A 25,670-nucleotide genomic window follows, 5' to 3' on the forward strand; every position below is an offset into this window, starting at 1 on the left:
AATGGAAAAGCTTTTCCGATCTTAAGAGAAAATTGAATTGATTGAATTTAGTCTTTGAATCATGCTTAACTTGATTACTCTACTACAGGCTGGCATTCTCAATTAAACTTTTTGTCTTTCAAATATGTATTAAAAAAGTTAGCAGCAGCCAAAGAGTGGGGTATTAAAATATGCTCAATTCCTATGGCTGTAAGCTCATTATTCTCTTTGTCTGTCAACGCTGTAACAAAGACTTTACCATTGTATTTTCTTCTCTTAAGATCTTTAACCAATTGTTTGGATAAGTTAATATCATGAATAGTAGAGATTATAACATCGGAGTTACTGTATGGTAAAACTTCCAACAACTCCGGGTCGTAAATGTCTCCATAAATGATTGGTCTCTTTTTTTCGCGCCAATCTCTTATAATACTTGGGTCAAAGTCTATTCCTAAATACCTAATATTTGTATGATTGTCCAACATATCAGCCAGTCGGTTTCCAAATCTACCTAAACCAATAATTATAACATCATAGTCAATGCTATCTAAATTGGTGTTTTCTTGTTCAACTAAAATATTTTTTCTTTCAAAAATACTTAGGAATGGGGATAGAAAATTGAATATTTGATGGGAATATATAATTAAATAAGTAGAAAGGGCAATTGTAACTAAACCTACTAAAGTTATAAGTCCAACTATATCTTTATTGATGTGTCCTACTGCTAAGCCCAGACCTGCAAAAATTAATGAGAACTCACTGATTTGAGCAACAGTAAGCCCTGCCAAAAAGGAAGTTCTTTTTCGATATCCCATTAAGCCCATTATGATTAGTACAATGATTGGATTGCCGACAAGCACAAAGAAGGAAAAGTATATAGCTGGCTTTATCTGACCACTTATTGACGATAAATCAAGGTCTGCTCCTAAACTTACAAAGAAAAATAGTAGTAAGAAATCCCTTAAACTTATCAAACGGCTACTTATAGCTTCTTTAAATTCAGAGGATGCTAAGCTCATTCCTGCAAGAAAGGCACCCACTTCACCACTAAATCCAATATATTCACCTATTGCAGCAAGCGAAACTGCCCATGCTACTGAAAATAAAGTTAGTAATTCTTGTGATTGGGCTAAATAATTTGTTAGTCTTGGCAGAATCCATTTCATAGAAATGAATGTGAAGACAATTAAGCCACTTCCAGCTACCAGCGTACGAATTATGTCTTGGGAAAGAGATGTTTCTCCCCCTTTTTGAATGGCTGACAAAATTATCATCATAATGATTACAACTATATCTTGAACTATAAGAAAGCCAATTGCAATTTGACCGTGTAATGAATCGATTTCTTTTTTGTCGGAAAGAAGTTTAACAATGATGATAGTGCTCGAAAATGTTAAGGCTATTGCAATATAAAAACTATGCAAAGAAGTGAAGCCAAATGCTAATCCTAAAAAGTAACCGAAAAAGGAAGTAAATAAAACCTGACCCAGACCTGTCAACAGGGCGATTTTTCCAACTGATTTGATTATTCGTAAATCAAGTTTGAGCCCAACAATAAAAAGAAGAACAGCTATACCAATTTCTGCAAGAAGATGAATATTATCCTTGGATTTAACAATGTCAAGTATGGCAGGGCCCATAACAACTCCTAATGCGATAAACATCACAATAAGCGGTTGCTTTAATGATTTTCCTATTAATCCGAAAAGCGCTGCTAAGGCTAAAATAATAGCAAACTCAAAAAAAGGCTGCTCAGTAATAGTTGATAACTCATTCATTTGGCAATACAATTAAAGGTATATTTCCCGCATGGATAATGTCATTTATCATATACTTCCTGAGTAAGTGGTCAATAAAAGATCGACTACCTTCTTGAAGTATTAAAAATGCTTGTTCATTGTTTTCAAGATGTTTTTTTAATTGAATGTATTTGTCACCTCCCTTTAAAACAACAATATTTGGACTATACTTTGAGTATTTGTTTTGTAATTTTGTTAAGTGATTAATGGCTATTTCTTTATCGTCACCATCTTCAATAATTGTTAAGAATTCAACAACTTTAATGTTTTCATGAAACTCCGATATCAAGTTTTCTAACTCAGCTTCATTTAATGAATATTTAGGGGTTACTGCTACTAGGATTTTTTTGGGAATCGAAACAGCATTGCTGATGGGTACAGCCACTGTTAAAAAACTGGAATAATTGATCACTTTAATAAATGTACTTCCAAATAATATCCGTTTGAATAAATTATTTACTTTGAGTCCCCCAACTACCCAATCTTTATAGTAGCTTGATTTTATTTCATTAAGGGTAGTCAGAATTGGTTTTTCACTTACTATAAAAGATTCATTCCCGATCACCCTTCCTCTTACTAATTTTCTAAGTTTATCCTTCGCTTCCTGTATTTCATTTTGATAGATTTTATCTCTTTGCTCTTTCCCAGTCATTGCAGGAAACACACCTAATACTTGATGCACAAATAAAATATTGGCTTTAATCATTCCAGAAAGATTAAAACCAAAGTCAACCAAGTGTTCTGAGCCAACAGACAGGTCAACAATTACAACAATTCTTATTCTTTTTTCAATCATGTTTTCGCTCATTATGTCCTTTTAATTATTTGTATAAATGTCGGACTTTTACCCTTAAGATGGAATATATTAATGTTAATCCCAGTATAACATCTTAGAAAATTGTTTTTAAACAAGAATAATCTATGCAAAAAAAGATCATCTCTTTCTCCCCGTCTAGCCGTAGTTAGTATTTTCGTCTTTCTATTTCCCCAAATTTTTCGATATTTTTTCTTAGTGTAATCCCTCTCAGAACCACCTGTATCTCCTGCAGATATCTTTGTCTTTCCATGCTCTCATTTTTCTTGCTCATCCACACAGCTCCTTTTTTTATAAATGATGTTTTGACTACCTTACTGAGGGATATGCATGGGAGGTGATTTTTCACATGATATCCTCCGCTCAAACCATTAAGACAAAGAATAAATGAAAAAGTCTCAACCAACCGGAGAAAAAACCTCTGAGGAAACTGAAAAGAAGCAAACCATTGTGGTAGAAGATTCACGGACCGGTCTAAGCGTAGAAGCCCTAAAGAAAGCCATATCCAATAACCTTTTCTATGTGCAGGGAAAATATCCTGAAATAGCCACCCGAAATGACTATTACATGGCGGTGTCTTATGCTGTCCGGGATAGAATGCTGCAGAGATGGACTTCCTCGGTGAAGCAATACCTTGACGGCAAAAACAAAATCGTTTCCTATCTCTCAGCGGAGTACCTCCTGGGACCTCATTTAGCCAATAACCTGATCAACCTGGATATTTATTCCCAGATGGAGAAAGCTTTGGAAGAAATGGGACTCAATCTGGATTGGCTCTTGGAAAAAGAAATTGAACCTGGCCTGGGTAATGGTGGGCTGGGCAGGTTGGCTGCCTGCTACATGGATTCTTTGGCCAGCCTTGAGGTACCTGCGGTAGGCTATGGCATTAGATATCAATTTGGGATATTTGAACAGGACATCAGAAATGGATGGCAAGTCGAAGACACCGACAACTGGCTGAGAAGGGGCAATCCTTGGGAGATTGCAAGAAGAGAAATCAGCTATGACGTGAAAATTGGCGGACAGGTTCAGCGGTACATCAACAAGAAAGGCAAGCTGGTCAACAACTGGGTCCCCGACTTGGTGGTAAAGGGGGTGGCTTATGATTCGCCGATCTTGGGGTACAAAGTCAATACAGCCAATACACTCAGGCTTTGGAAATCGGAAGCCCCCAAGACCTTTGATTTTCAATCCTTCAATGCCGGGAATTACAACACGGCTGTCAACCAGAAAATCATCTGTGAAAATATCAGCAAGGTATTGTATCCCAATGACGAGCAGATAGAGGGCAAAAAACTCAGGTTGCAACAGCAGTATTTCTTTGTTTCCTGTTCTCTGCAGGACATGATCGCCATACACTTGAGAAGTGGGGACAAAATCGAGAATTTCCATGAAAAATTTGTGGTCCAGCTCAACGATACCCATCCATCCATCGGAATAGCAGAAATGATGCGTTTGCTGATGGATGTGCACCATATGGAATGGGACGATGCCTGGAAAGTCACCACCAAGACTTTTGCTTTTACCAACCATACCCTCTTGCCCGAAGCACTTGAAACCTGGGATTTGGAGTTGTTTACAGCTGTTTTGCCAAGACACCTGGACTTGATTTATGAAATCAACCAACGTTTTTTGGATCAGGTGGTCCTCAAATTTTTTGGTGATCCAGATAAAATCGTCAGCCTTTCCCTGATCGGAGAAGGTCCAAGAAAATACATCAAAATGGCCCATCTGGCCAGTGTGGGAAGTTTTGCCATCAATGGGGTGGCTGCTCTTCATACGGAGCTTTTGAAGAAGACTGTCCTGAAGGATTGGTACGAACTTTCGCCGGAAAAATTCAGCAACAAAACCAATGGCGTGACGCCGAGGAGGTGGATGGTGTTGAGCAATCCACAGCTGACCCAACTGATCAGCAGCAAAATAGGTGACAATTGGATCAAGCACCTGGATGAACTCAAAGGACTGGAAAAATGGGCTGATGATCCCGAATTCCAAAAGGAATGGATGGAGGTCAAACTGGTGCAAAAGAAAATATTGGCCAGGAAAATCTACAACCGTTTGGGGATTACCATCAATCCTGAATCCATGTTTGACATTCAGGTAAAGCGGATCCATGAATACAAAAGGCAACACCTTAACGTCCTGCACATCATCTATCTCTACAATAAAATCAAGCATAATCCCGACATTGACATCGTGCCGAGGACATTTATTTTTGCCGGAAAAGCAGCGCCAGGGTACCGAATGGCCAAACTCATCATCAAACTGATCAATGCGGTGGCAGATGTGGTCAACAATGACCCCGATGTGCGGGACAGGCTCAAAGTGGTCTTTTATCCCAACTACAATGTGACCAATGCGCAAAGGATTTATCCGGCGGCTGACCTTTCAGAACAGATTTCCACTGCAGGCAAAGAGGCATCCGGAACCGGAAACATGAAACTTTCCATGAATGGGGCCCTTACCGTCGGCACTTTGGATGGAGCCAATGTGGAAATCAGGGAATGCGTAGGAGAGGAAAACTTCTTTCTTTTTGGTCTTACCGCTGATGAGGTGGAAGAAAAAAGAAGAAATGGCTACAATCCCAGGGAGTATTACCTAAAAAACAGGTCCCTGAAAAAGGTCATTGACCTGATCAATTCAGGTTATTTTTCCCACTTGGACAGGATGATGTTCAAAGAACTCACGGAATCTTTGATCCATGATGACCAATTCTTTTTACTGGCTGATTACCAGTCCTATGTATCGGTTCAGGATAAAATTGATGAAGCCTTTAGGGATAAAGCCACCTGGGCAAAAATGTCCATTCTGAATACAGCCAGAATGGGTAAGTTTTCCAGTGACAGAAGTATCCGGGAATATTGCGATGAAATCTGGAAGGTGAAATCAGTGCCGGTAGAACTGATCGGAAACGGGGATAAAGGCAAGGGTTGATTGCTGCATTGTCCAAATACATTCAGAATTGAAACTGACCAAATTTTTAAATTCCTTTCTATTTGAATCGATTTTAGTTTTCGGTCAGACAGGGGTTGTAACGGATGAGGATTGAAACAAAGGGATAAAAGAGAATAAAAGCATGAAACTGTTTCATTTTTTAATGTGCCATAAGTTAACCTTTCTATCATGAAGATAGCCATACTGACCTTGGGAACCCGTGGAGATGTGCAACCCTACGCGGTATTAGGACAGGCCCTCAAGGCCCGGGGACATCAGGTATATCTGTCCACTGCTAAAAATTTTGAAGATATGGTCTCTGCTTACGGAATTGAGTTTAAACCAGTGGAGGCAGATTTTCAAGCAGTATTGAATTCGGAGGAAGGCAAGAAAATGATGAAAGCGAACCCATTTGCCATCAAAAGAAACCTTGATTCATGGATATACCCCCTTATTTTTAACTCCTTATCAGAGTTTTACTTGTTGGCCAAAGAATGTGATTTGGTCCTTTACCATGTCAAAACTTTAGCAGATAGCTTTGCAGACCAGTTTCCGGATAAAATGATTCGTGCATCTGTCCTGCCCATAGTAGAGCCGACCATTGAATTCGCCAATCCCGCTTTCAGTGGTTTGCCTATTCCCAAGTTCCTTAACAAGTTAAGCTATACATTTTCTAACCTCAGCATCAAACTCTTGTCCAAACCGATAGGTCAGTTCAGAGAAAAATTCAGCATGCCGAAAAAATTTAAGGTTCCTGAAGTAAAAAACATCTATGGAATAAGCCCCAGTTTTCTTGCTGTTCCTAAGGACTATCCCAGTGAATCAAAGTTTACAGGTTTTTGGTTTGGAGATGCGGAAGATACACTCTCCGACGACCTTGTTCATTTTATCCAGGAAGGGGAACCGCCATTACTCCTGACTTTTGGCAGCATGCCCTTTAAAAGCAAGTTTGATTTACAAACGGCAATCATCAAATTGACAGCACAATTTAACACGAGAATTATCGTGGTGAAAGGGTGGGGACTTGACCAAATAAAATTGCTGGAAACCAGGCCAAAAATAAAAGTCATTGATGCAGCACCTTATGAAAAGTTATTTCCCTTGGTTAAAGCAATCATTCATCACGGCGGCATAGGGACGACGGCCGCATGTTTACAGGCTGGAAGGCCATTTATGATCTGCCCCATCCTTTACCCTATTGGTGATCAACAGTTTTGGGGACAACAAGCCTACCTCAAAGGACTCGCAGTCAAACCGTTACCCATGAGTAAAACAACAGAATATAAATTCTTGGAAAGGGTAGGTGAGTTATTGACCAACCAAGGTTTATATGAAAACGCAAGGAAGATGAAATTACAGATAGACCATGAAAACGGCCTACAAAAAACAGTTGAAGAGATAGAAAAAAGGATGACTAAAAGTTAAGCTTGCATGTTAGGCAACCCTGCTTACTCGTGTAGACATCAACTCTAAATCAAGATGTTTTAAATTAATAAAGGAGATCTTATTCATTTAATTTTAAATTAGGAGAGAATTTGAAAATGATGAGATACAATGGACAAAAACATGGCATAGCATTAAATTATTTTGAATGAGGATCGCTTTTTTTATATTGATAATTTTCCATGCACTTATCCATTTACTTGGTTTTGTCAAAGGATATGGCCTTAAGGAAGTAAAAGAATTGACACTTCCTATATCCAAAGTGATGGGTTTTTGGTGGCTGACTGCTGCTGGTTTTATTCTGATTTATGGGATTTCACAGCTCTTCAACTCAAAGTACGCTTGGCTCATCGGTTTCGTGGCCGTGGCAATTTCCCAGACTCTTGTTTTTATGTTTTGGAAAGATGCCAAATTTGGAACTTTACCCAACATAGCGATCCTCTTAGTTTCACTCATGACTTACGGAAATCAAGGCTTTAAGCAATTGGTCCAACTTGAAACCAATGTTTTGCTTAGCAAAAACCAAATTATGGAGGATAGGGTCATTTCTGAAGATGACATCAAGGAATTACCTCAGCCCGTTAGAAATTGGCTGCAACAGTCCGGAGTTATCGGAAGACCTTACATAAGTGTGGGCAAAGTGATTCAAAAGGCCGAGATGAAACTCAAACCTGAACAGGATAAATGGTTTAAGGCTGAAGCGGTTCAATATTCCACCATTGATGTGCCAGCATTTATCTGGACGGTTGACGTCAAAATGAACGGGCTGCTTAGCTTTCAGGGTAGGGATAAATTTGAAAATGGCAAAGGTGAAATGTTGATCAAATTGAACTCCTTGTTCAATGTGGTGAATGAGAAAGGGTTTCAAATGAATGAAAGTACAATGCAACGGTACTTAGGGGAAATGGTTTGGTTTCCTTCTTTGGCATTGAGTCCATACATCACTTGGCAGGAAGTGACTGAAACCTCCGCAACAGCCACCATGGAATACAAAGGAACAAAAGGAAGCGGGACCTTTTATTTTAATGCAGATGGGGATTTTGTCAGGTTTTCTGCTTTACGATACAAGGGCAACGAAGCCAATGCAACACGGAATGAGTGGGTGTTATTGGTGGAGAATTACAAAACATTTGATGGGATTAGAATTCCTTCTTTAATGACTGCAACTTGGAAGTTGGAAGAAGGAGATTGGACCTGGCTGAAACTGGAAATTATTGACCTTAAGTTCAATGAGCAGGCAAGGTGAAAGCATTGAGGATGGATAAATTTGATCTGTCAATTGTTTCACTTATTTTTTTTTGAAAATTTGGCTTAAATTTCCTCTTCTGACACCTGGATGAGTATGAAAATCTATTTCCTTTTTCTGGTTTTTTGTTTTGGGGCCTTTTGGCTGCTTGAAGTAAAAGCTCAATCCTTTTCATCTTCCATCCCAGATCAACCTGATTCCAATATCCGCTATCTTTTTTACCTGCATGGTGGGATAGTGCAGGAACAGGGCCCCAATGCAGTAAGCCCATATTATGGCGAATATGCGTATCAAGCCATTTTGGACACACTCGTCGGACGTGGATTTCATGTGGTAAGTGAAGTTCGACCCAAAGACACGGACGAGAAAGTTTATGCAGTAAAATTAAACAATCAAATCGACACCCTAATTCAACAAGGGGTTCCAGATACAAACATCATTGTGGTTGGTGCTTCTTTAGGGGCCTATATTGCCCTTGAGTCCAGCATCTTGAACAACAATGAAAATATCAGATTTGTATTGTTAGGATTGTGCAGTGCGTATGCCTTGGAATATTTTCAGTCTTTTCAAAGGGATTTTTCAGGAAAGTTTCTTTCCATTTACGAAAGTTCAGATTCCAAGGGTTCCTGCCAACGGATTTTTGAGGGTTTGCAAGGCCACAGCAGCTTTCAGGAAATAAAATTGGACATGGGAATTGACCATGCATTTTTATATAAGCCTTACCCTGACTGGGTCAATCCGTTGGTTTTCTGGATAGAGGAATAACACACGATATTACCCAGTCCAAATTATCCAATTTTTGGTCAGGAAACTTAAAAATAACGTTATTTGACAGGAAAGATTATTTGTTCTTTCACCATTTGATTTACTACTGATTCAGAAAATTGTCTGGCGTCTTTTTCAATGCTGGTAGGGTTGGTCGTTTTGGATTGGGCGGACCATACTAAGGTGCGGGTTTCTGAATCATAAAGGTTGATTTCCACATAGTAGTTTTTATCCGTGTCGTAATATCCCGGCGAATAGTTCATCGGCGCATACATGGAATAATATCCCCCAAACCTTGCATACCCGCCATACATCATGGGGTTGTAATAGGTCGTTCCCGGTACATATCTCGTTTCACTAGTCTGGTCAATGACAGAAATGGTTAAAATACCATCCTTGCCACTTTTTTGGATTTCATCAATCACCTGTTCTTTGGTGTCTTCCGTTAAAACGAGTCCTTGTTTTACCTCATTGAGATTACTCGTGGCCTGAATACCATTTTTGATTAAAATTTGGTCAAGGTCATCTTCTATGGTTTGTCTCACAATAAAATTGTCATCGATCAATGCCTTTACGAAAAGGTTTTTATACCCGGATTGGTTTGCTTCCGGACTCTTCCAAGATCCGATTATTGTGGACGTAGTTGAACAACTTAATACTATAATAAGCGCCATCAGTGAGGCGAAATGCTTGAAATCAAGACAAATTTTCATAGTGAGAATTGTTTAAATTTGAAAATAGTATACTACCCTTTTTAGTGTTTTGAAGTAGGACTAAAAGTGGTAGCTGCTGTCAATCATTTTATATTTTCAATCCAAGGTTTTCTAAGATCCAATAAATGCAAAACTTTCCAGACCATCCTCTGCATATGGATGTCGTAATCAATGCTTTTCAAGAAATTTAAGAAGATTACAGCACTTTTTTTGAAAAAGGTTAAAATTAATTTTTTCCCCCAAATCAGTGTACTGAATTTTTTTTGACATTGTATTATATAAATGACTCAAAAGTTTAGTTTTTGCCAAGTAGTAGAATTGCTATCGTAAAAAGAATTTAATTTTTTCGAAGAGTCACATGGTCATTTATGTAATTCCTTCGATCATGGGGGTAGGTTGGTAAATTCATCATAAATCAAAAATATTTTAACTCAATGCCCGCTGAACCAATTCCAATGCCTTCTCTGAATGCCTCAACTTCAAAGCGGCTGCATGCCCTTTCTCAGACATTTTTTTCCAGGTCTTTCGGATGATATCGATGATTTTATCCTCTTCATGGGCATGTTTTCCGATAAACTCATCAAAGTAATATTGAAGGAAAACCAGGCAGACGACATCTTCCAAGCATTGCGCCTCAGGATCGGTTTTCAGTCGCCTTTTGTTGATCAGGTCTTCCACATGCTGTATTTCTTCCGGTGCATACCTGTACTTTTGCATGATGGAGGAGACCAGTGCTCCATGGAATTTTTTGAGTTCCGTCCGCCACATCAGGTAACCTTTTCTGTCCATGGGATACGATTCCCTTGGAATGGTCCATCTTTGGATATGCTGACCTCTGACAGCGATCTTTAAGGTTTCTGATGCATTTTGCTCAAAGTCCAGCAACATGGTGGACATCCTTTGGCCGTAAAGGAGTTCTTTTGGGACTGGTTTCCCATCCTTGGATTCCATATTTGGATCTAATGCATTGAGTCGGTCGATTTCGGCAATGGTTTCCTGAAATTTGTCTTGTGACATGAAATAGATAAGCGTTTGTTTCTACATAAAAGTAGGAATTATGTGCTATAATTTAGAATTCACTTTTATAAATCAAAGCAGGACGGTTCTCTTACAAAATGGATCTGGAAGAACTAAGGGCTAATTTACTTTCTATTGGATTCAGAAAGATTAGTTAAAATGAAATCCAATTCCAACGGTTGCCCACATATTGCGCCTGAAGAGTTTGGGCATTTCCACAGGCACGGAATCAAAGCGGTCATCGGGTACGATGACCATTTCTCCATACCTAAAACCACCATGAAGCAATCTTTCCTGTATACCTACATTGGCCAAAACAGAAGGCCTTCCAAAACGTTTGTTTTTTGGAAAAATAGGATAGGTGGCCAGCAAACTTCCTCTAAGGGCTAGGTTATAGGATCGGGCAAATGCCTCGCTGTGGTTGAAGGGTAAATTTTGAAAGGATTGGGGTACACCACCCCTAAACCGTACGGTCATTATTCCCAAACTTGGTCCAGCCATAATCCTTAGCGTGGTGCGTTTTTCATAGAGGGTATAACCTGATTCCAATGAGATACTCGTAAGATAGGGATGCGTTTGGGTCAATCGTGGTAGGTTAATAGCAGTGCTAAGAAGGAACGGGATTTTTCGTTTTTGAATAAACACATCAAAAGCAATCTGTTGATGCCTTGTTGCGGCCGGCAAGTTGTCCAAACCTTCCCCTTCTCCCCACGTTTGAAAGTCCTTCAAAGGGCTGTAGCTCAATCCCATCCTTACCCCAAGCCAAGCATCTCTTACATTTTCCTGAGCAAATAAGGGAAAATACATACCAAAACACCCCAGAAAAAAGAAAAACTGAATCCGGTGCTTCATGGCGTATTTAGAAATTTGACGGCTTCTTCCATCCAATCTGACTCTATAGCCAATATTATGTCAGGAGCAATTCCCTGCGGATCCACTCCCTGTCCCATGTCTATCCGACGGCTACGGGTAGTTGCATAAAACAGTCCGAGTGGAAGGCAATTGAGGTCCTTTCTTCGCACATTGGCATAATCAAGTACTCCAGCAGTATTGGTACCCATCAGGGTAACTTTACTGCTTTGCTGAGCATCCAAAACGAATTGCTCTCCACTACTAGCAACATCACCATCGATTAGCACCACCACTTTTTTAGGATAAGGTTTAATCTCTTTCACTGTATCGCCATCAGGGATCAAACTGGCAAATTCCCCTTGATGCGCCCCCATGCTATCAATGAGTGCTTGTATCTGCAGAGTTTGCTCCTCAGGTAGATCAGGATACTCCGTAAAGAGTGCTTCCCATGCAGCAATATTGGCTTCCGATGCCAATATATCCACACCAATAGATTTGATGGTGTCTGTATACAGATAATCCAGAATTGGACCGTACACATAGTCCGATCCCCCTCCATTGCCCCGAATATCGATGATGAGTTTTTCTGATTTTTCGAACAGATTTTTGTGAAAATTGAAAATGGAGTCTATAGCTGGGAAATTCCAATCTTCGAAAGAAGTTACTTTCAAATAAAGGATATCATCTTCCAATTTTTTTACCATGGCACTTTCGTTCTGATGGCTATCGATAGCAGACCGATCAGATCCTGCTTTCCACCATAGACGGTCACTACTGCCTTTTGCTGTAAACTTAACTGTACCGATTTGGGGGCGATGGTACAGGTTGTAGTTGATCGCATAGAATTCATCCTCGTTTTTACGTTTGAATTCTGCCTTTACCATCCCAGGGTCCCACCAATCACTTTTTGCATCCCTGACTACTGCTACAAAATCCCGAAATTCATTTTTGTTGGCCACTATGGCTACTTGGTAGGAAGAGTCAGCAGTAAAATAAAGGCCTTCGATGCTGTTAGTATCAAAATCAAGTTTAGATGGCAAATCGATACGTTCCCTGCCTACTTTTAATTGCTTTTTTGACAAAGAATCCTCCTGTGCAGGAGGGTCGATAATGGCGTGAATTTGCACATGGCCGTCTTTAAAAAAGTCAATCCATTGTCTCATAACCAACATGCATTCTGATGTATTTCGGGCCTTTTTGGCTTTTTTTAATGCTTCTGAATTGTGGAATTCGTAAGATCTTTTATTTTCATTATGCACTTTATCTGAAAATCCTGCATAGTTTTCTGACATAAAAGAAATGGAAAAGGTCAGGTCATCTTCACAGGTGCAGGTCCGATTTTCTTGGTTTGATTGACAGCTTATTATTAGCACAAAAGATAGGAGGGTGGAGTATTTTTTCATGCCTCAATAATTAGGTTTTGAATATGATTCTGGTTGATTGAAAGGTTGAAAATTATTCATTTTGATTCACTAATTCCCAAACCCTTCCTAACAACTAAGAATTGATCTTTTTGATTTTCCAGATATTTTTGGTCATTTCATGATACAAAATATTGCTTTTTAATCAAATTAAGCAAGATTTCAAGAGCATCGCATTACTTACAGGATAAATGCCGTTTTTTTGGTTTAGCCACGGATACGGATGGACACAAACATATCCATGTTAATTCGTGCATTGGTGGCAAACAAAAGATAGCCACGGATACACAGATGGTCACTAAAATATTAGTTTAATTCTTCAGTTTTCAGTATTTTAGCATATGGAATCAAATTTAATATACAAAGAAGAGTCTTATCAATTAATTGGCAAGTGCATGGAAGTTCACAACGAGCTAGGCCATGGTTTTTTGGAAATCGTGTATAAGGATGCTTTGGAGCTTGTTTTTTTACAAGATGGGATTCCATTTGAAAGGGAAAAACCATATGCAGTTTGGTTTCGAGGGGTACTGCTGCCACATAAATTTTTCGCTGATTGTTGTGGAGGATAAAATAATCCTTGAAATAAAGTGCGTTTCAGTACTTGCTGATGAACATATTGCCCAAACCATCAATTACCTTAAAATATCTGGCAATATATTGGGTTTGTTGGTCAATTTTGGAAGGGGAAAGCTGGAATATAGACGGTTGATTTATTGAATTGCCACGAATACACGGATGTACACAAACATATCCGTGTTAATTCGTGCATTGGTGGCAAACTTCAATTGGAATTTTACCTCTTCTAATAATCAAACCATATAAGCCATATAAGACTTTTAAACTGAAATCTTGTATCTCTTATATGGTTTAAAATTATTTGAGACCAAACGTATAACCAACACTCACATTCACGAAGAAAGGTGTATTGCCCATGCCGATGTTATTGGCCCTGTGGACTTCTACTCTTTCTGTACGGCTGTTGGTGTAGGTGAATTCATTGTTTTCCAAACTGCTGCCCACATTGGGCCACCACCTGGCACTTGGAGCAATGGTGAGGCCTTTAAGTGCACTGTCCTTTTTTTCAAAGGGTGTCCACCTGTAGTAGGCACCCAGTCCCAAAGTGTAAGTGTTGTATTGGGTTATTTTCACTGCTTCTGTTTTGAAGGCATCCTCATAGTACATCTCCCAGATGTGCCATTTAGGTTCTACCCTTATATTGAGCCCTTTGGTTACCCGGTAGCCGATGCCAATACCGGTTGAATGGGTGATGTTGAAAGCCAAACGCTGATCAGCAGCTTCCTGAGGGACATTGGAACCGGTAAATTCCAGTCCAAATCCATGGGAGTAGTCCACCATCCACTTGTCCCACCACACATCCACCTCAAAGTTGAATCCGTTGGTAAAGAGGGGCTGGGTCAATCCGAACACCAAGCTCACTTCCGGAGCTGAATTTTTTATGGCCTGTGCCATGCTGATCTGTACTAAAGTAAGGGATGCGATTGTAAAGAGTAACTTTTTCATTTTGTTGTTTTTTTATGATAAATGATTGATTGATTAAAATTTGATTCCCACCATAAAACCCAGATTGGCATTGGTGAAATTTACCTCCCCGATACCTGTGGTTTCTCCATTTCGGGAGGCCCAGTCCAATTCGGTCGTCAGCATGATAGAATTCCAGCCGTTTTTAAGGGGAATTTCATAGCCTGCAGCCAGGGTAAACCCAGTGCCTATGGCAAATTGATGGTCATAGGTGGAATTGGAGATGTTTCTGTACTTCTGTGTGAACTGGGTAGAAAAAGCCAATTCAGGTTGAATAAAAAATCCATTCAGCTTCCCTTTTGGGAAAGGAAAGATTTTAGAAGCAATGGAAGTTGCCCAGTAGTTAAAAAACATTTCATCACCAGCATTATTGGTGGATGGAGAGGCTGCCAGTGCCTTAAACCGTAATCCTAGGTGTAGGGTGGGGTTCAATGCACGATAAGCACCGATAGAAGCCAAAATCCCTCCGGAGGGCCCCATTTGTAGTTCATCAAATTTTTCAACAAGCCCATTGCCAAAAATGGTTTGGCCATAACCTATCCTAAATTCCCCGTAGGTGTACCGTTGGAATATTCCTGTCGTTTCCTGTGCAAAACCGGTTTGCACGATTAAAAGAGTTGTAATTGTGAAGAGTAACTTTTTCATTGCTTTGTAATGTTTGATAGTACACTACAAAGGAAATGAATGGGGGAGAGGGCAGAAATGACATTTGTCTATTTCGGGTTGAACCTATTAAGGAATATAAAAAATGTGTTTTTGGTTTATGAGATTGAACCATATAAGGTATATAAGAACATGTAAGTTTTTGTTTTTCTTTTATCCACCTTGTATTTAATGGTTATCCGCCTCTTTGCCAGTAAACCTTAGGATTATTTTTTATTGAACCATATAAGGTATATAAGAACATGTAAGTTTTTTGTTTTATCCACCTATATTCATTTCTAGTTGTTAGGAAGGTTGTCAAAGTTTTGAAAGACCTTATTTTTAGGTAAATGGATACGGGTATAAATCAATTTTCTTATAATTCCTTAAATCCCTTATATGGTTCCAAAAATTAATTCTTCTGCTCCTCCATCTGAAGAAGGAAGGAATTAAACAGGCCTTATGAAATTTTATATTCTGTAGGCTTTTTTTTTGAAAAAAGTAATAAATATATTACTTTTGAACTTATGAAGTACAACGAACTTTTTAAAATACTTAAAAAGGATGGTTGGTATGAAACTAGGCAAAAAGGGAGTCATGTAATTATGCAACACCCATCAAAACCAGAGCAATTGACCGTCCCCAATCATACGTCAAAAGAAGTGAAAAAAGGCCTGTTAACAGCAATTTTGAAGCAGGCGGGTATTAAAACAACAAAGAGATGAGAAAGCCGAAAATAAAAATGCTTATCACTAAAGAAGACAAAGGATACAGTGCCAACGTTTTCATTCAAAATAAGTTTATCGCAACCGAAGGAGAATCCTTTGATGAACTTCAGGAAAACATTTTGGAGGCTGTTAATCTTGCTTTTGAAGACAAAGGGCATAAGTATTCAGTAGATGAAGTTAAGTTTGAGTATGATTTAGGAAGTTTCTTTGATTTCTACAAAGTTATCAATGCAAAAGCCCTCTCAGAGCGGATAGGAATGAATCAAAGTTTACTTGCTCAATATATCAAAGGAATAAAAAAGCCCTCGGCTGCCCAGACAAAGCGGATCCTGCAAGGTGTCCAGCAGATAGGTAGAGAATTGAGTGAAGTTCGATTCTTGCTTTAATTCCAAATTGAAATTATCCATCTCAAAAGAGTATTTTGTATTGAACCATATAAGGTATATATGAGCATTTAAGTTTTTGTTTTTTTCTTTTTCCACATATAATCCATTACCAGCATTGGTATATATTCAATTTTCTTATAATTCCTTAAATCCCTTAAATGGTTCCAAATTTAATTCTTCTGCTTCCAAACCAATCATCAAGGAGTATTTTGGATTGAACCATATAAGGTATATAAGAGCATTTAAGTTTTTGTTTTTCTTTTATCCACCTATATATTTATACTTGATGAATGTTACCAATAGTTTTTTGAAAGCCCTTTTTTACCAGATAAATAACTGATATAGATTCAATTTTCTTATAATTCCTTAAATCCCTTATATGGTTCCATAAATCTTCTGCGCCCGTTGTGACTCAAATACCAAGAAATATTTGCTTGAACCATATAAGGTATATAAGAGCATTTAAGTTTTTGTTTTTTTCTTTTTCCACCTATATATTTATTCGTTATGAATGTTACCAAAAGCTATTTGAAGGACCTTGTTTATCAGGTAAATGGAGCTGCTATTGAGGTGCATAAAGCCTTGGGTCCGGGATTGTTGGAAAGTGTTTACCATAAATGCATGCAACATGAATTAAGCATCAGAAGATTAAATTTTCGTTCTGAGATGCCCATTCAAGTGCTTTACAAAGGAATCGAAGTTAATACTGATTTGCGCTGTGATTTCTTGGTTGAGAAAGTTTTGGTAGTAGAGTTGAAGGCAGTTGAATTAACCCTTCCAGTCCATGAAGCCCAGATTATCACTTACATGAAACTGCTTGGCTCACCTGAAGGATTACTAATTAATTTCAACACCAACCACATTTATAAAGAAGGCCAAAAAACCTTTGTCAATGAATTTTATCGGATGCTTGAAGAATAAATTTAATGCCTAGCTAATAGAAATAAATTAATCTCTTATAATTCCTTAAATCCCTTATATGGTTCCAAATTTAATTCTTCTGCTCCCAAACCAAACACCTAGGAGGATTTTGGATTGAACCATATAAGGTATATAAGAACATGTAAGTTTTTATTTTTTCCTTTTTCCACATATAATCTATTACAAGCATTGGTATATATTCAATTTTCTTATAATTCCTTAAATCCCTTATATGGTTCCAAAAATTAATTCTTCTGCGCCCGGATCCTACTCAGGTGACGTGGGGTGATGCCGAGCATGGAAGCTATGTATTTATCAGGCACTTCTTGATTGAAGCGGGGGTAATGATCCAACATCCAGCGATACCGTTCCTCAGCGCTCAAAGCGATTTGGTTAAATACCCTTTCTTCCATGCCTATGTAGTTGTATTCCATTGTTCTCAACCAAAACTGCCGGATAAATTCATGATTGGCATAAAGTGCTTTCCATGCACTTTTGGGGATCATCCAAAGCTCACTGTCCTTGATGGCCTGAATGTTTTCCACCGCAGGCTTTTCCTGAATAAAACTGGCCAGAGAGGTCATAAAATCCCCCTGAAGAGAAATCCAGCGCGTGACGTCACCAGCTTCTGTATTGTAATAATAGCGAAACTGACCTTTTGCGATAAGGGCAATATGTTGACAAACATGACCCTGTTGGAGGAAATACTCCCCTTCAGCAATATTCTTGGAAAGGCAGAAATGATCTGAAAGCATTTCTGACTGGGCTGCGGTGAAGCCTTTACTTAAAAATAAATCGAGAGCAAGCTGCATAAATTTAATTTCCTAAAGATAATTTTTTGAACTTTATGGTTTTTAAATTCAGGGATAAAAGATGATTACACCAGAACAACTTGAAGATTGGCTACTTAAACGCTACCCAGGACTGATGGTAAGTGATGCTTATCGGGAGCGGAGCTTTTTCTACAATCCAGATGGTAGCAAGCCAAAAGGACGCTATTTTGCCACCATCAAAATGTCTGATGGTCCCAATGACAAGGCTTCAGATTTAGATCGAGATGGGGTATACCGCCTGTCTTTTGGACTAGGAAAGGAAGGATTTATTGCACTTTTTGGTCCAAAACCTGCCCGGCCTCCCAAAGGAGGCATAGTGGACATGCCCCATGATTTTCATCAAACCAATACTTTGGTTCCACATCCTGTGTATGCCTGGATGGGATGGGTATGCATTTTGAATCCCGCATCTTTTGATCGCATCAGTGAACATTTGGATCAGGCCTATGAGATGTTGTTAAGAAAAAGCTAATAGAATTCTGCGAAGACCTTTGGTTGAAAATGTGTCAAGTCGTTTTCAAATTCTATCGCAGTTTCCGGCCTAGATCTTCTGTTTTTTTCAACCACTTTTCCTTCCTCGATGGGTCGGCCTTTCTTATAGGTCCGAAGTAGGTTACTTTTACTGGTTTCACGCCGCAAAACTCTAAAGTGGATTTTTTTAACTGGTTCACACTGCCTCTCCCAAATAACAACCAATAGGTCCAGCTGGATTGGTCCAGCGTTGTGATAATATGTGCCGTTTTACCCCTCAAAAGTTTATCCCACCATATCGAATTCTCCCGGTATTGAAATGCAAAACCGGGTAAAAATAAACGGTCGATAAAGCCTTTGGTGATGGCAGGAAGACCTCCCCACCATACGGGGTGAACCCAAACCAAATGGTTTGCCCATTTGATTTTTTCCCAGGCATCCAGTAAATCCGGTTCCAATTCGGTTCGCTTCTGATAGCCAAATTGAAGATTGGGATTAAAATTTAAATCTGCCACCGTAATCTCTTTGATTTCGGCACCTGAGTTTTTGCTCCCCTTTTTGTATGCCTCTGCCAGTCCAAAATTGAAGGCATCTTTGTTGGGGTGTCCGTTGATTATGACTACTTTCTTGCTCATTTTTATAATAGACCATGTACTTAAACAAAAGTGGGCATATTGCTTTTGTTTCTGTAGGACATTTGTCTAAAAAGCAATTTCTCTTCTAATTCTGCTTAAATGCCTTTGCGTAATGCCTAAATAGGAAGCAAGGTACTGAAGGGGGATTTTTTGCACATATTCCGGCTGATTTTTGATCATGTTGGCATAGCGATTAAGTGCGTGGTTTTTCTGCATCTGAAAGATGCGTTTTTCGAGCTCAAGATACTGTTGTTCGGCCATTACTTTTAAAAATTCAACCCAATTGGGACTATGCTTGGCAAATTCGTGGATGGTTTTTTTGGGAATCACAGATAGTTCTGTGTAGGTAAGCGCCTGCATGTTTTCTTCTGTGATTTTGCCGGAAATAAATGAAGAATAAGCCGCCATTAAATTGTTCGGAAAAATGATACAATAGGTAATTTCTTCGCCTTTTTCCGAGATGTAGTAAGAACGTAAAGTGCCGCTTTTAACAAATGCCACTTCGTTACAAACTTCTCCCTCTCGAATAAAGTATTCCCCTTTGTTAAGCACCCTTTGGGACGAAGATTGAACAAAATCCTCAATTTCTTTATCTGTAAGGAGGTTAAAGGATTTGAGGTATTTTTCCATTTGGCTAATTGACTTTTGATTGATTCCATTTACTAAGTTAGTCTAATCAATTTTTTTATATGCTTTTCATCCAAATTTTAACTTCTCCTTTGCAACAATTTGCCATCTTTTTTGACGGTGCTGGTAAAACCGCTTTGCAAAAGAAGTGATAAAACCGGTCATCATTCCACCATAAATAGTAATTGAGTCCTCATAATGTATTTTTCCTTCGCCAAGGTCTTTCATTATCACATGATGATTCCAAACCTTGGCACCGCTATCCCATTCTTTAGTTTCTATGGTATGGTTTTGGTCATCGATTTTTTCTATTCGCAAATAATGTATTCCTCCAAAAGGAATAAATCCGAAAATGCGCATTTTTGCTCCATAAGTTTTTCCTATCTCCCATTTGTTGGGAAACCCCTCGCCGACAGGTTTGAATCGAATCATTCCTTTGGCTACAAACTCCAAAAGAGCAGGTGTCTTAACATTATTCCAAGCACTGGCAATATGCATTGGTATTTCAGAGCTTACTCTCAGCTTTTTTGCCCTTACAATTTTACCCTTATACTCAATAGAAACGGGCTCAACCAAAGCTATTGGTTTGGTTTTTTGCGCTTGGCTACTTATGCCTAATGAGAGGAATAGGATGGTCATCATCTTGTTCATGGTGGATAATTTTACGCTCAATCATGGAATTGATGACAAAATCTAAACAACTTTGTAAAAGTCCATTGATTCAAATCAAGAAATGAGAAAAAAAAATGGAAATCAATGGCCTTTGTGAATGGTATTTTTGATCTGTTTGTTTTGCATCAAACGTTTCTTTACCCTACTGTAAGTTTCTGGAGTCATATTCAGATAAGAGGCGATCATGTATTGAGGGACCCGCTGTATCAGGGTTGGGCTTTCTTCTATAAATGTATGCAATCTTGTATCATAGTCATCATGCAATAGCCTGTTTGAACGTAGTACCGATGTCACATAAGCTGATTCGGCTAGTTTTCTACCCACATGTTCCCAGTTTTTGGAGCGTTCAAAAAGTTGGTTGAGCTTGTCTCTATCTATGCTGTAAACTATAGAATCTTCCAAGGCTTGGATAGGTCTTATGGAAGGACTTTGTGTGAGATAGCCAAAATAATCAGTCATGAATTGGTTTTCGGAGAAAAAAAGCATGATTTTTTCAATTCCATCCACCTGGTAGAATAGCCTAAACAATCCGGATTCAATGAAGGAAATTTTATTAGAAAATTGCCCTTCTTTCAGAAAGAAATTACCCTTTTTGAATTTTTCCTGATAGAAAAAAATAAGCCCCATATCAAGGTCTTTTTCAGGGAATTCATATAATGATTTTAAGTATTGTTTTAGCATCCCTTGTTATTAAGCCCATAAATTATGCTATCTTTTTTGTCACTTCAAGTTAAATAACTTAGTTATTTTGTCGTTTTTCATTAAAATAGCAAACAGCCTAGATTGATGCTCTTTTTCCTGAAAGGGGTGCTTTCTGAACAAGTCAACATATTCACTTTCCGTTAAATCACATAACTCTTCGGCTTTTCCAGATACTTCCTCAGCGATCTTTTTCAAATAAGATGTATTGTACTTCATTTGATCTGGATCTACCCATCCTGCTTTTATAAATGATTTTGTTTTTCGATCACACCGGCAAGGGTTGGTTTTGTTGACCAATCCGCATTTGTTATTCATAAACTGATAAAGGTCTCTTCTCGCTCGTGAGAGTCGTTGCCGGAAATTATCTTTTGATATCTCAAGCATTTGAGAACCTAACTTATGATCAACGCCAAAAATATCGCCGAGTATGTAAACCAGCCGTTGTTCCCTATCCAGGCACAACAACATCCCACTCATGCAGCTTATGTTGGCCTCTTCTATCCATTCTTTCATTTCAGCTTTTTCCATAGCTGAAAGTTCTACGTTTTCCATCTGATCAAGTTCCTGACCATATTGATCAAAAGAGGTGATGAAGTCCTCCAGCCTTACTTTCTTCATTTTCAAAAAGTGGTTGAAGGTGATGCGATACAACCATGTACGGAAATGGCTTTCTCCTTTGAATTGGGCAAGATTAGTTATGACCTTAATCAATACTTCTTGGGTAATATCTTCGGCATCAATAGGGCTTAGTGTCATTTTCAAAGCCACATTGTAAATATAGTGCTGATGCTTTTTTATAAGTGTTTCTAAGGCAATATTTGAACCATCTCTTGCTTGTGCAATGAGTTCATTGTCCTCTTTGTCGATATAAATGGATTGAAATGGGTTATTCATTTTTTCCAAAATTAAGTGTTCAAATGTTTAAACAATCAGCAATTGCAAAGAACTTTAAACCAACAAATCTATTAGGAATGATGAAAAACACATTAAATCCCTTAATAAATGATTCTAGGTTTGGGTTATACGATAACTGCCAAAAAGACTAAATAGAATAGCGGTAAAGGCAGGAATAAAGATATGGTTTGTCCTAATATATCTTTGAGCATTGAAAGACCTGGAAATATTCGCTATTCTCTACACCGTATGGCATCCATTTCATGCAATGTCAAAAAGGCAAGGCCTAAGTAGAAGAAAAGATGATCAGTCATTTGAATAGGGATTTATAAACCTTTTTATTTGGGTCTGATTTTTTCTTTTTTGGTGGTAATACAAATGCCTTTGGATAAGCATTATTTGGGGTAGTGAAGGAAATGCTTCTCACGGTAAACTTCTGTCAAATTTACATCCTGATACCAATTTAAATTCCACTCTTCTACTTGCATTGAATTCATTATTCTAGTATAACTGGTCTTGTAAGGGTCATTTTCACAGAATTAAAATCAATCTTTTCCATAAAGGGGGTTACAATTTCAGATGTTTCAGATAATTGCATTGTTTTTTCAGCACTTTGCTGATCTTTCCAAAACACTATATCTGTCCATATGCTGTCTTGCGAAACTGTTAAAGTTCGCTTGATAAAACCATATTGCTTTTCTAAAAAACCTCTTTGCATAGCACGGGCAGATTCTTCAAAGTCTTTAGGTGTTACACCTTGATTGAGGTAAAAAGTGGTAATTTCAATAATTTCTGCTTTATTCTTTTGTGTTTCCATTTCTTGTTGATGTGGAGTGGAGGGATCGCAAGCAGCCATTACAGCCGTTGCAATTAGGATAAATGTTTGTCTTTTCATTCTGTCTTACTTTGGATCTTCTACAGTTAGATACTCAAAAGGAGTGGGTGTGACAGTAAAAATTAAAAAATGTTTTTCCACACTTTTTTCAACCGTTCTGATCCTTCTTCAAAAGCCATTGATCGTCAGCCCAATAATTTTTTTTAACATTTCGTGACCTTTCTGTGATACCCATGCTTCAATTTTGGTAAAACAAATCTTTAGTAATTATGAAAAAAATATTTCTTTACACACTGCTCATTATTGCAGTTTCTTGCAGTAATGACGAAAGTCCTACAGTATTGGATGCTTCAAGGCCAAACGGAACGTTTTCTGTTACCCGGAGCGGCTCCTTTATTGATCAAAATGGTGCAGGAAGCATGGGTACTGCCTCACTGGGCACAGATACTCAAAATACTGCTTTTTTGGTTTTTGACCAAAGTTTCAGAACAGCCTTGGCAACGGGTACTGTTACCGTATTCCTTTCTACATCAGAAACCTTCACACCGGACCCTGCAAATGGAAATCCAAATTTATTGCTCCTTGGGCCTGTTAGAAATCCGGGTGAAAATTTCTTCAGGATCCCTCAGAATTCTGATACTTCACCGTTTAGTCATGTCATTTTGTGGTGTGGTTCTGTAGGTGTTCCTTTTGGCTATGCAAGGATTCAGTAGTTTCGGATTAAGTTTCAGGATCATATTCATCAACAACAATGTCATTTATGAAAATTATAAGATTTTTGATGGTTTCAATAGCTTTGGGGATTTGCCATTTTGGCAATGCCCAAAGTGGTTGGACCAAACAAAAAGGAGAGGGTTTCTTTCAAACCAGTTTTCAGACCTTCAGCTCAGATCAATTTTTCACGCTTGATGGAGTTCAGCTTAGTACCAACAAGTTCAGTCAGCAAAGCGTGGTTTTTTATGGGGAATATGGGATTACAGATAGGTTTACGTTGATCACCAATCTTCCGATGCAGACGTTTAATGGATTTTCAAGTACGGAAACCGTATCGGGACTTGGAGACTTAAGAATAGAATTAAAACATTCTATCTTGAAAAAAATTTTTCCTTTAGCTATCAGCGTAGCTCCCGAGTTGCCGATTGGAAGAGCAAATAACTTTGCCAAAAGCAAGGAGAATGACTTTGAACAGATCAACCTACCGAGCGGAGACGGAGAATTCAATGTTTGGTCGACCATTGCAACTTCTTTCGCTCTAGGTGAAATTCCTTTTTATGGATCGGTTTTCACATCTTATAACTATAGGACCCAGTATAAGGGTCTGTCCTTCAGCGACCAAATCTTAATAGGGGCCGAACTGGGTTACCAAATAGCTGGGAAGTTTTGGATCAATGCCCGTTTAAATGCTCTGACTTCTGTAGATGAAGTAACAGTGGTTACTGACTTTGTAAGAGGGGATGGTTCTGAATTTACCAGCTATAGCTTTGGTGCGGGAATTCCTATTATAGATGAATGGAACCTTAGCCTCAACTACCGGAATTTCAATGACTGGATATTCTCCAGAAAAAATATTTATTCAGCTGGAGTATTAAGTATTGGTGTTTTCTACAACCTCAAGCCTAAAAACAAATGAATACAGATAGCATGTTAGGATTTTCTGAAGAGGTGGTCAGACAGGGGTTGATGTTTGTTCCTTTTAAACAATTCAAAAAATCAGAAAAAATTTATAATCAAGGAGATTTGTCCTCCCAATTGTTTATAGTTAAAAATGGAGCAGTCAAAATTTTCAAGTCTAATGAATCAGGTGATGAATATATCCAAGACGTTGTTACAGAAGGAGAAATTTTTGGTGATTGGGGCACTTTGATCCATTCCGATGTAATTTTAAATCATTCAGCTGTAGCCTTAACCGAAAAAACCTGCATTCATATCCTTAAAACCAAAGACCTCAATCCTCAAGTCAAAAGTATGGCTATTTCGGTCATGGTACCTATTATAATGAAACAAAAAGAAAAATTGGAAAAGCGGCATGAGAGGCTGCTCAAAAGCGATGCGGCTTTCAGAATCAGGGATACACTTATTGATCTTGCAAGTAGAGGAGGACATAGATTTGGGGAGGAAACCTTACTTAAAATTGGGATTTCACATGAAGAAATCGCTCAATTGGCGGATACAAGCCGACAAACTGTAACAACTGTCATGAATGATCTAAAAAACAACGGAAAAATTTATTACACACGGGACAGAATTCTTTTTAGGAATCTCGATCAAATTCACAACTAAATTAGCACAATTATGAAAACTGTAAATAGAATCTTCTTTATTTTGATGTTGCTCTTAATGGTTACCTCATGTGACAACGACCTTATTGAAATGCCTGCTGACAACAGTGTCGAAATTACAGGAGACTTTGAAGTGCTCAAGTCGGGTACTTTAATCAGACAAAGCGGTACGAATACTATGGGAATGGTACAAGTAGTGGAGGACAGTTCAGGAAAATTTTTCATTAGATTGAGCGAAAACTTCGATACCAAGTTTTCTACTGGAACAGTGACGGTATATCTTTCCACATCCTCAAGCTTGAGGTTGGAGGAAAACGAAAGTTTTCAATTGATCGGAATTGTCAATAAGCCAGGTCAGCATTTTTACGAACTCAATGACCTTCCCGATACTAAGTTTACCCATGGGATTATCTGGTGTGGTGCAGCTAGAATCCCATTCGGAAATGCATTGATAGAGTAGTCTGAACAATTTGGGTGATCAGTATGGTTGGAAAAAAAGGGTGACAAACATTTTTCTTATTAT

29 protein-coding genes are annotated in these 25,670 nt (G+C 38.4%); 14 read left to right on the top strand and 15 right to left on the bottom strand.

What is annotated here, in order from left to right; all coding sequences use genetic code 11:
• Positions 1-98: 98 nt before the first annotated feature.
• Positions 99-1,757: a cation:proton antiporter gene (locus H1A14_RS21200; RefSeq protein WP_194778315.1), complete on the bottom strand. Its 1,659-nt coding sequence runs from the start codon at positions 1,755-1,757 to the stop codon at positions 99-101.
• On the bottom strand, positions 1,750-2,574 hold the full coding sequence (locus tag H1A14_RS21205; RefSeq protein ID WP_194778316.1) for a universal stress protein: 825 nt from the start codon (positions 2,572-2,574) through the stop codon (positions 1,750-1,752). The genes H1A14_RS21200 and H1A14_RS21205 overlap by 8 nt, the downstream gene beginning before the upstream one ends.
• Before the next feature lie 405 nt (positions 2,575-2,979).
• Between H1A14_RS21205 and H1A14_RS21210 the strand changes: the two genes are divergently transcribed.
• From H1A14_RS21210 to H1A14_RS21230, 4 genes are all read left to right on the top strand, one after another.
• On the top strand, positions 2,980-5,526 hold the full coding sequence (locus H1A14_RS21210; protein ID WP_194778317.1) for a glycogen/starch/alpha-glucan phosphorylase: 2,547 nt from the start codon (positions 2,980-2,982) through the stop codon (positions 5,524-5,526).
• A gap of 189 nt (positions 5,527-5,715) precedes the next feature.
• On the top strand, positions 5,716-6,951 hold the full coding sequence (locus tag H1A14_RS21215) for a glycosyltransferase (RefSeq protein WP_194778318.1): 1,236 nt from the start codon (positions 5,716-5,718) through the stop codon (positions 6,949-6,951).
• Positions 6,952-7,117: 166 nt separating this feature from the next.
• Positions 7,118-8,215, top strand: coding sequence for a DUF6544 family protein (locus H1A14_RS21220; protein ID WP_194778319.1), 1,098 nt, complete (start codon positions 7,118-7,120; stop codon positions 8,213-8,215).
• 96 nt (positions 8,216-8,311) lie between these two features.
• Positions 8,312-8,980: an alpha/beta hydrolase gene (locus tag H1A14_RS21230; RefSeq protein ID WP_228527913.1), complete on the top strand. Its 669-nt coding sequence runs from the start codon at positions 8,312-8,314 to the stop codon at positions 8,978-8,980.
• A gap of 59 nt (positions 8,981-9,039) precedes the next feature.
• Here H1A14_RS21230 and H1A14_RS21235 read toward each other — a convergent pair whose 3' ends face one another.
• The 4 genes from H1A14_RS21235 to H1A14_RS21250 form a co-directional block, all read right to left on the bottom strand.
• A complete protein-coding gene (locus tag H1A14_RS21235; RefSeq protein WP_194778322.1) occupies positions 9,040-9,693 on the bottom strand; it encodes a hypothetical protein in 654 nt (217 codons plus the stop codon).
• Between the two features lie 426 nt (positions 9,694-10,119).
• Positions 10,120-10,710, bottom strand: a complete 591-nt coding sequence (locus H1A14_RS21240; protein WP_194778323.1) for a DUF4202 domain-containing protein — start codon at positions 10,708-10,710, stop codon at positions 10,120-10,122.
• A gap of 150 nt (positions 10,711-10,860) precedes the next feature.
• Positions 10,861-11,562 (bottom strand): hypothetical protein, encoded by a 702-nt coding sequence (locus tag H1A14_RS21245; protein WP_194778324.1) that lies wholly within the window; start codon positions 11,560-11,562, stop codon positions 10,861-10,863.
• Positions 11,559-12,965 (bottom strand): S41 family peptidase, encoded by a 1,407-nt coding sequence (locus H1A14_RS21250; protein WP_194778325.1) that lies wholly within the window; start codon positions 12,963-12,965, stop codon positions 11,559-11,561. The genes H1A14_RS21245 and H1A14_RS21250 overlap by 4 nt, the downstream gene beginning before the upstream one ends.
• A 413-nt stretch (positions 12,966-13,378) precedes the next feature.
• Between H1A14_RS21250 and H1A14_RS23260 the strand changes: the two genes are divergently transcribed.
• Both H1A14_RS23260 and H1A14_RS23455 read left to right on the top strand, forming a co-directional pair.
• Complete coding sequence (locus H1A14_RS23260) at positions 13,379-13,552, top strand: GxxExxY protein (protein WP_262893977.1); 174 nt, start codon at positions 13,379-13,381, stop codon at positions 13,550-13,552.
• Positions 13,488-13,700: a GxxExxY protein gene (locus tag H1A14_RS23455; RefSeq protein ID WP_394355340.1), complete on the top strand. Its 213-nt coding sequence runs from the start codon at positions 13,488-13,490 to the stop codon at positions 13,698-13,700. The genes H1A14_RS23260 and H1A14_RS23455 overlap by 65 nt, the downstream gene beginning before the upstream one ends.
• Positions 13,701-13,856: 156 nt before the next feature.
• Here the strand turns inward: H1A14_RS23455 and H1A14_RS21260 are convergent, their stop codons facing one another.
• Both H1A14_RS21260 and H1A14_RS21265 read right to left on the bottom strand, forming a co-directional pair.
• A complete protein-coding gene (locus tag H1A14_RS21260; protein WP_194778326.1) occupies positions 13,857-14,504 on the bottom strand; it encodes a hypothetical protein in 648 nt (215 codons plus the stop codon).
• A gap of 33 nt (positions 14,505-14,537) precedes the next feature.
• Entirely contained in the window at positions 14,538-15,167 is a 630-nt protein-coding gene (locus tag H1A14_RS21265) for a hypothetical protein (protein WP_194778327.1), read from the bottom strand.
• A 524-nt stretch (positions 15,168-15,691) separates the two neighbouring features.
• Between H1A14_RS21265 and H1A14_RS21270 the strand changes: the two genes are divergently transcribed.
• The 3 genes from H1A14_RS21270 (at position 15,692) to H1A14_RS21280 (ending at position 17,199) form a co-directional block, all read left to right on the top strand.
• Positions 15,692-15,889: a type II toxin-antitoxin system HicA family toxin gene (locus tag H1A14_RS21270; protein ID WP_194778328.1), complete on the top strand. Its 198-nt coding sequence runs from the start codon at positions 15,692-15,694 to the stop codon at positions 15,887-15,889.
• Complete coding sequence (locus H1A14_RS21275) at positions 15,886-16,278, top strand: XRE family transcriptional regulator (RefSeq protein WP_194778329.1); 393 nt, start codon at positions 15,886-15,888, stop codon at positions 16,276-16,278. The genes H1A14_RS21270 and H1A14_RS21275 overlap by 4 nt, the downstream gene beginning before the upstream one ends.
• Before the next feature lie 507 nt (positions 16,279-16,785).
• Positions 16,786-17,199, top strand: coding sequence for a GxxExxY protein (locus tag H1A14_RS21280; RefSeq protein ID WP_194778330.1), 414 nt, complete (start codon positions 16,786-16,788; stop codon positions 17,197-17,199).
• A gap of 245 nt (positions 17,200-17,444) precedes the next feature.
• Here H1A14_RS21280 and H1A14_RS21285 read toward each other — a convergent pair whose 3' ends face one another.
• Positions 17,445-18,011, bottom strand: coding sequence for a Crp/Fnr family transcriptional regulator (locus H1A14_RS21285; RefSeq protein ID WP_194778331.1), 567 nt, complete (start codon positions 18,009-18,011; stop codon positions 17,445-17,447).
• 61 nt (positions 18,012-18,072) lie between these two features.
• Between H1A14_RS21285 and H1A14_RS21290 the strand changes: the two genes are divergently transcribed.
• Positions 18,073-18,504, top strand: a complete 432-nt coding sequence (locus H1A14_RS21290; RefSeq protein WP_194778332.1) for a DUF6194 family protein — start codon at positions 18,073-18,075, stop codon at positions 18,502-18,504.
• Positions 18,505-18,556: 52 nt separating this feature from the next.
• Here H1A14_RS21290 and H1A14_RS21295 read toward each other — a convergent pair whose 3' ends face one another.
• The 6 genes from H1A14_RS21295 to H1A14_RS21320 form a co-directional block, all read right to left on the bottom strand.
• Positions 18,557-19,138: an NAD(P)H-dependent oxidoreductase gene (locus H1A14_RS21295; RefSeq protein WP_194778333.1), complete on the bottom strand. Its 582-nt coding sequence runs from the start codon at positions 19,136-19,138 to the stop codon at positions 18,557-18,559.
• A gap of 66 nt (positions 19,139-19,204) precedes the next feature.
• Positions 19,205-19,768 carry a Crp/Fnr family transcriptional regulator gene (locus H1A14_RS21300; RefSeq protein WP_194778334.1) on the bottom strand — a complete coding sequence of 188 codons (564 nt, stop codon included), beginning with the start codon at positions 19,766-19,768 and terminating at the stop codon, positions 19,205-19,207.
• A 66-nt stretch (positions 19,769-19,834) separates the two neighbouring features.
• Positions 19,835-20,416, bottom strand: coding sequence for a hypothetical protein (locus H1A14_RS21305; RefSeq protein WP_194778335.1), 582 nt, complete (start codon positions 20,414-20,416; stop codon positions 19,835-19,837).
• Positions 20,417-20,518: 102 nt separating this feature from the next.
• On the bottom strand, positions 20,519-21,118 hold the full coding sequence (locus H1A14_RS21310; RefSeq protein WP_194778336.1) for a Crp/Fnr family transcriptional regulator: 600 nt from the start codon (positions 21,116-21,118) through the stop codon (positions 20,519-20,521).
• Between the two features lie 39 nt (positions 21,119-21,157).
• Positions 21,158-22,033, bottom strand: a complete 876-nt coding sequence (locus H1A14_RS21315; RefSeq protein WP_194778337.1) for an RNA polymerase sigma factor — start codon at positions 22,031-22,033, stop codon at positions 21,158-21,160.
• 496 nt (positions 22,034-22,529) lie between these two features.
• The gene (locus tag H1A14_RS21320; RefSeq protein WP_194778338.1) at positions 22,530-22,928 is read right to left on the bottom strand and encodes a hypothetical protein; all 399 of its coding nucleotides are present in this window, start codon (positions 22,926-22,928) and stop codon (positions 22,530-22,532) included.
• 209 nt (positions 22,929-23,137) lie between these two features.
• Between H1A14_RS21320 and H1A14_RS21325 the strand changes: the two genes are divergently transcribed.
• The 4 genes from H1A14_RS21325 to H1A14_RS21340 are packed head-to-tail and all read left to right on the top strand — an operon-like array spanning position 23,138 to position 25,607.
• Positions 23,138-23,581: a DM13 domain-containing protein gene (locus H1A14_RS21325; RefSeq protein ID WP_194778339.1), complete on the top strand. Its 444-nt coding sequence runs from the start codon at positions 23,138-23,140 to the stop codon at positions 23,579-23,581.
• A 47-nt stretch (positions 23,582-23,628) separates the two neighbouring features.
• Complete coding sequence (locus tag H1A14_RS21330) at positions 23,629-24,498, top strand: hypothetical protein (protein WP_194778340.1); 870 nt, start codon at positions 23,629-23,631, stop codon at positions 24,496-24,498.
• Entirely contained in the window at positions 24,495-25,148 is a 654-nt protein-coding gene (locus H1A14_RS21335) for a Crp/Fnr family transcriptional regulator (protein WP_194778341.1), read from the top strand. The genes H1A14_RS21330 and H1A14_RS21335 overlap by 4 nt, the downstream gene beginning before the upstream one ends.
• 12 nt (positions 25,149-25,160) lie before the next feature.
• Positions 25,161-25,607, top strand: a complete 447-nt coding sequence (locus H1A14_RS21340) for a DM13 domain-containing protein (protein ID WP_194778342.1) — start codon at positions 25,161-25,163, stop codon at positions 25,605-25,607.
• The last annotated feature ends 63 nt before the right edge of the window (positions 25,608-25,670 follow it).

This window comes from Pararhodonellum marinum, from assembly GCF_015354735.1.
GTDB lineage: Bacteria > Bacteroidota > Bacteroidia > Cytophagales > Cyclobacteriaceae > Pararhodonellum > Pararhodonellum marinum.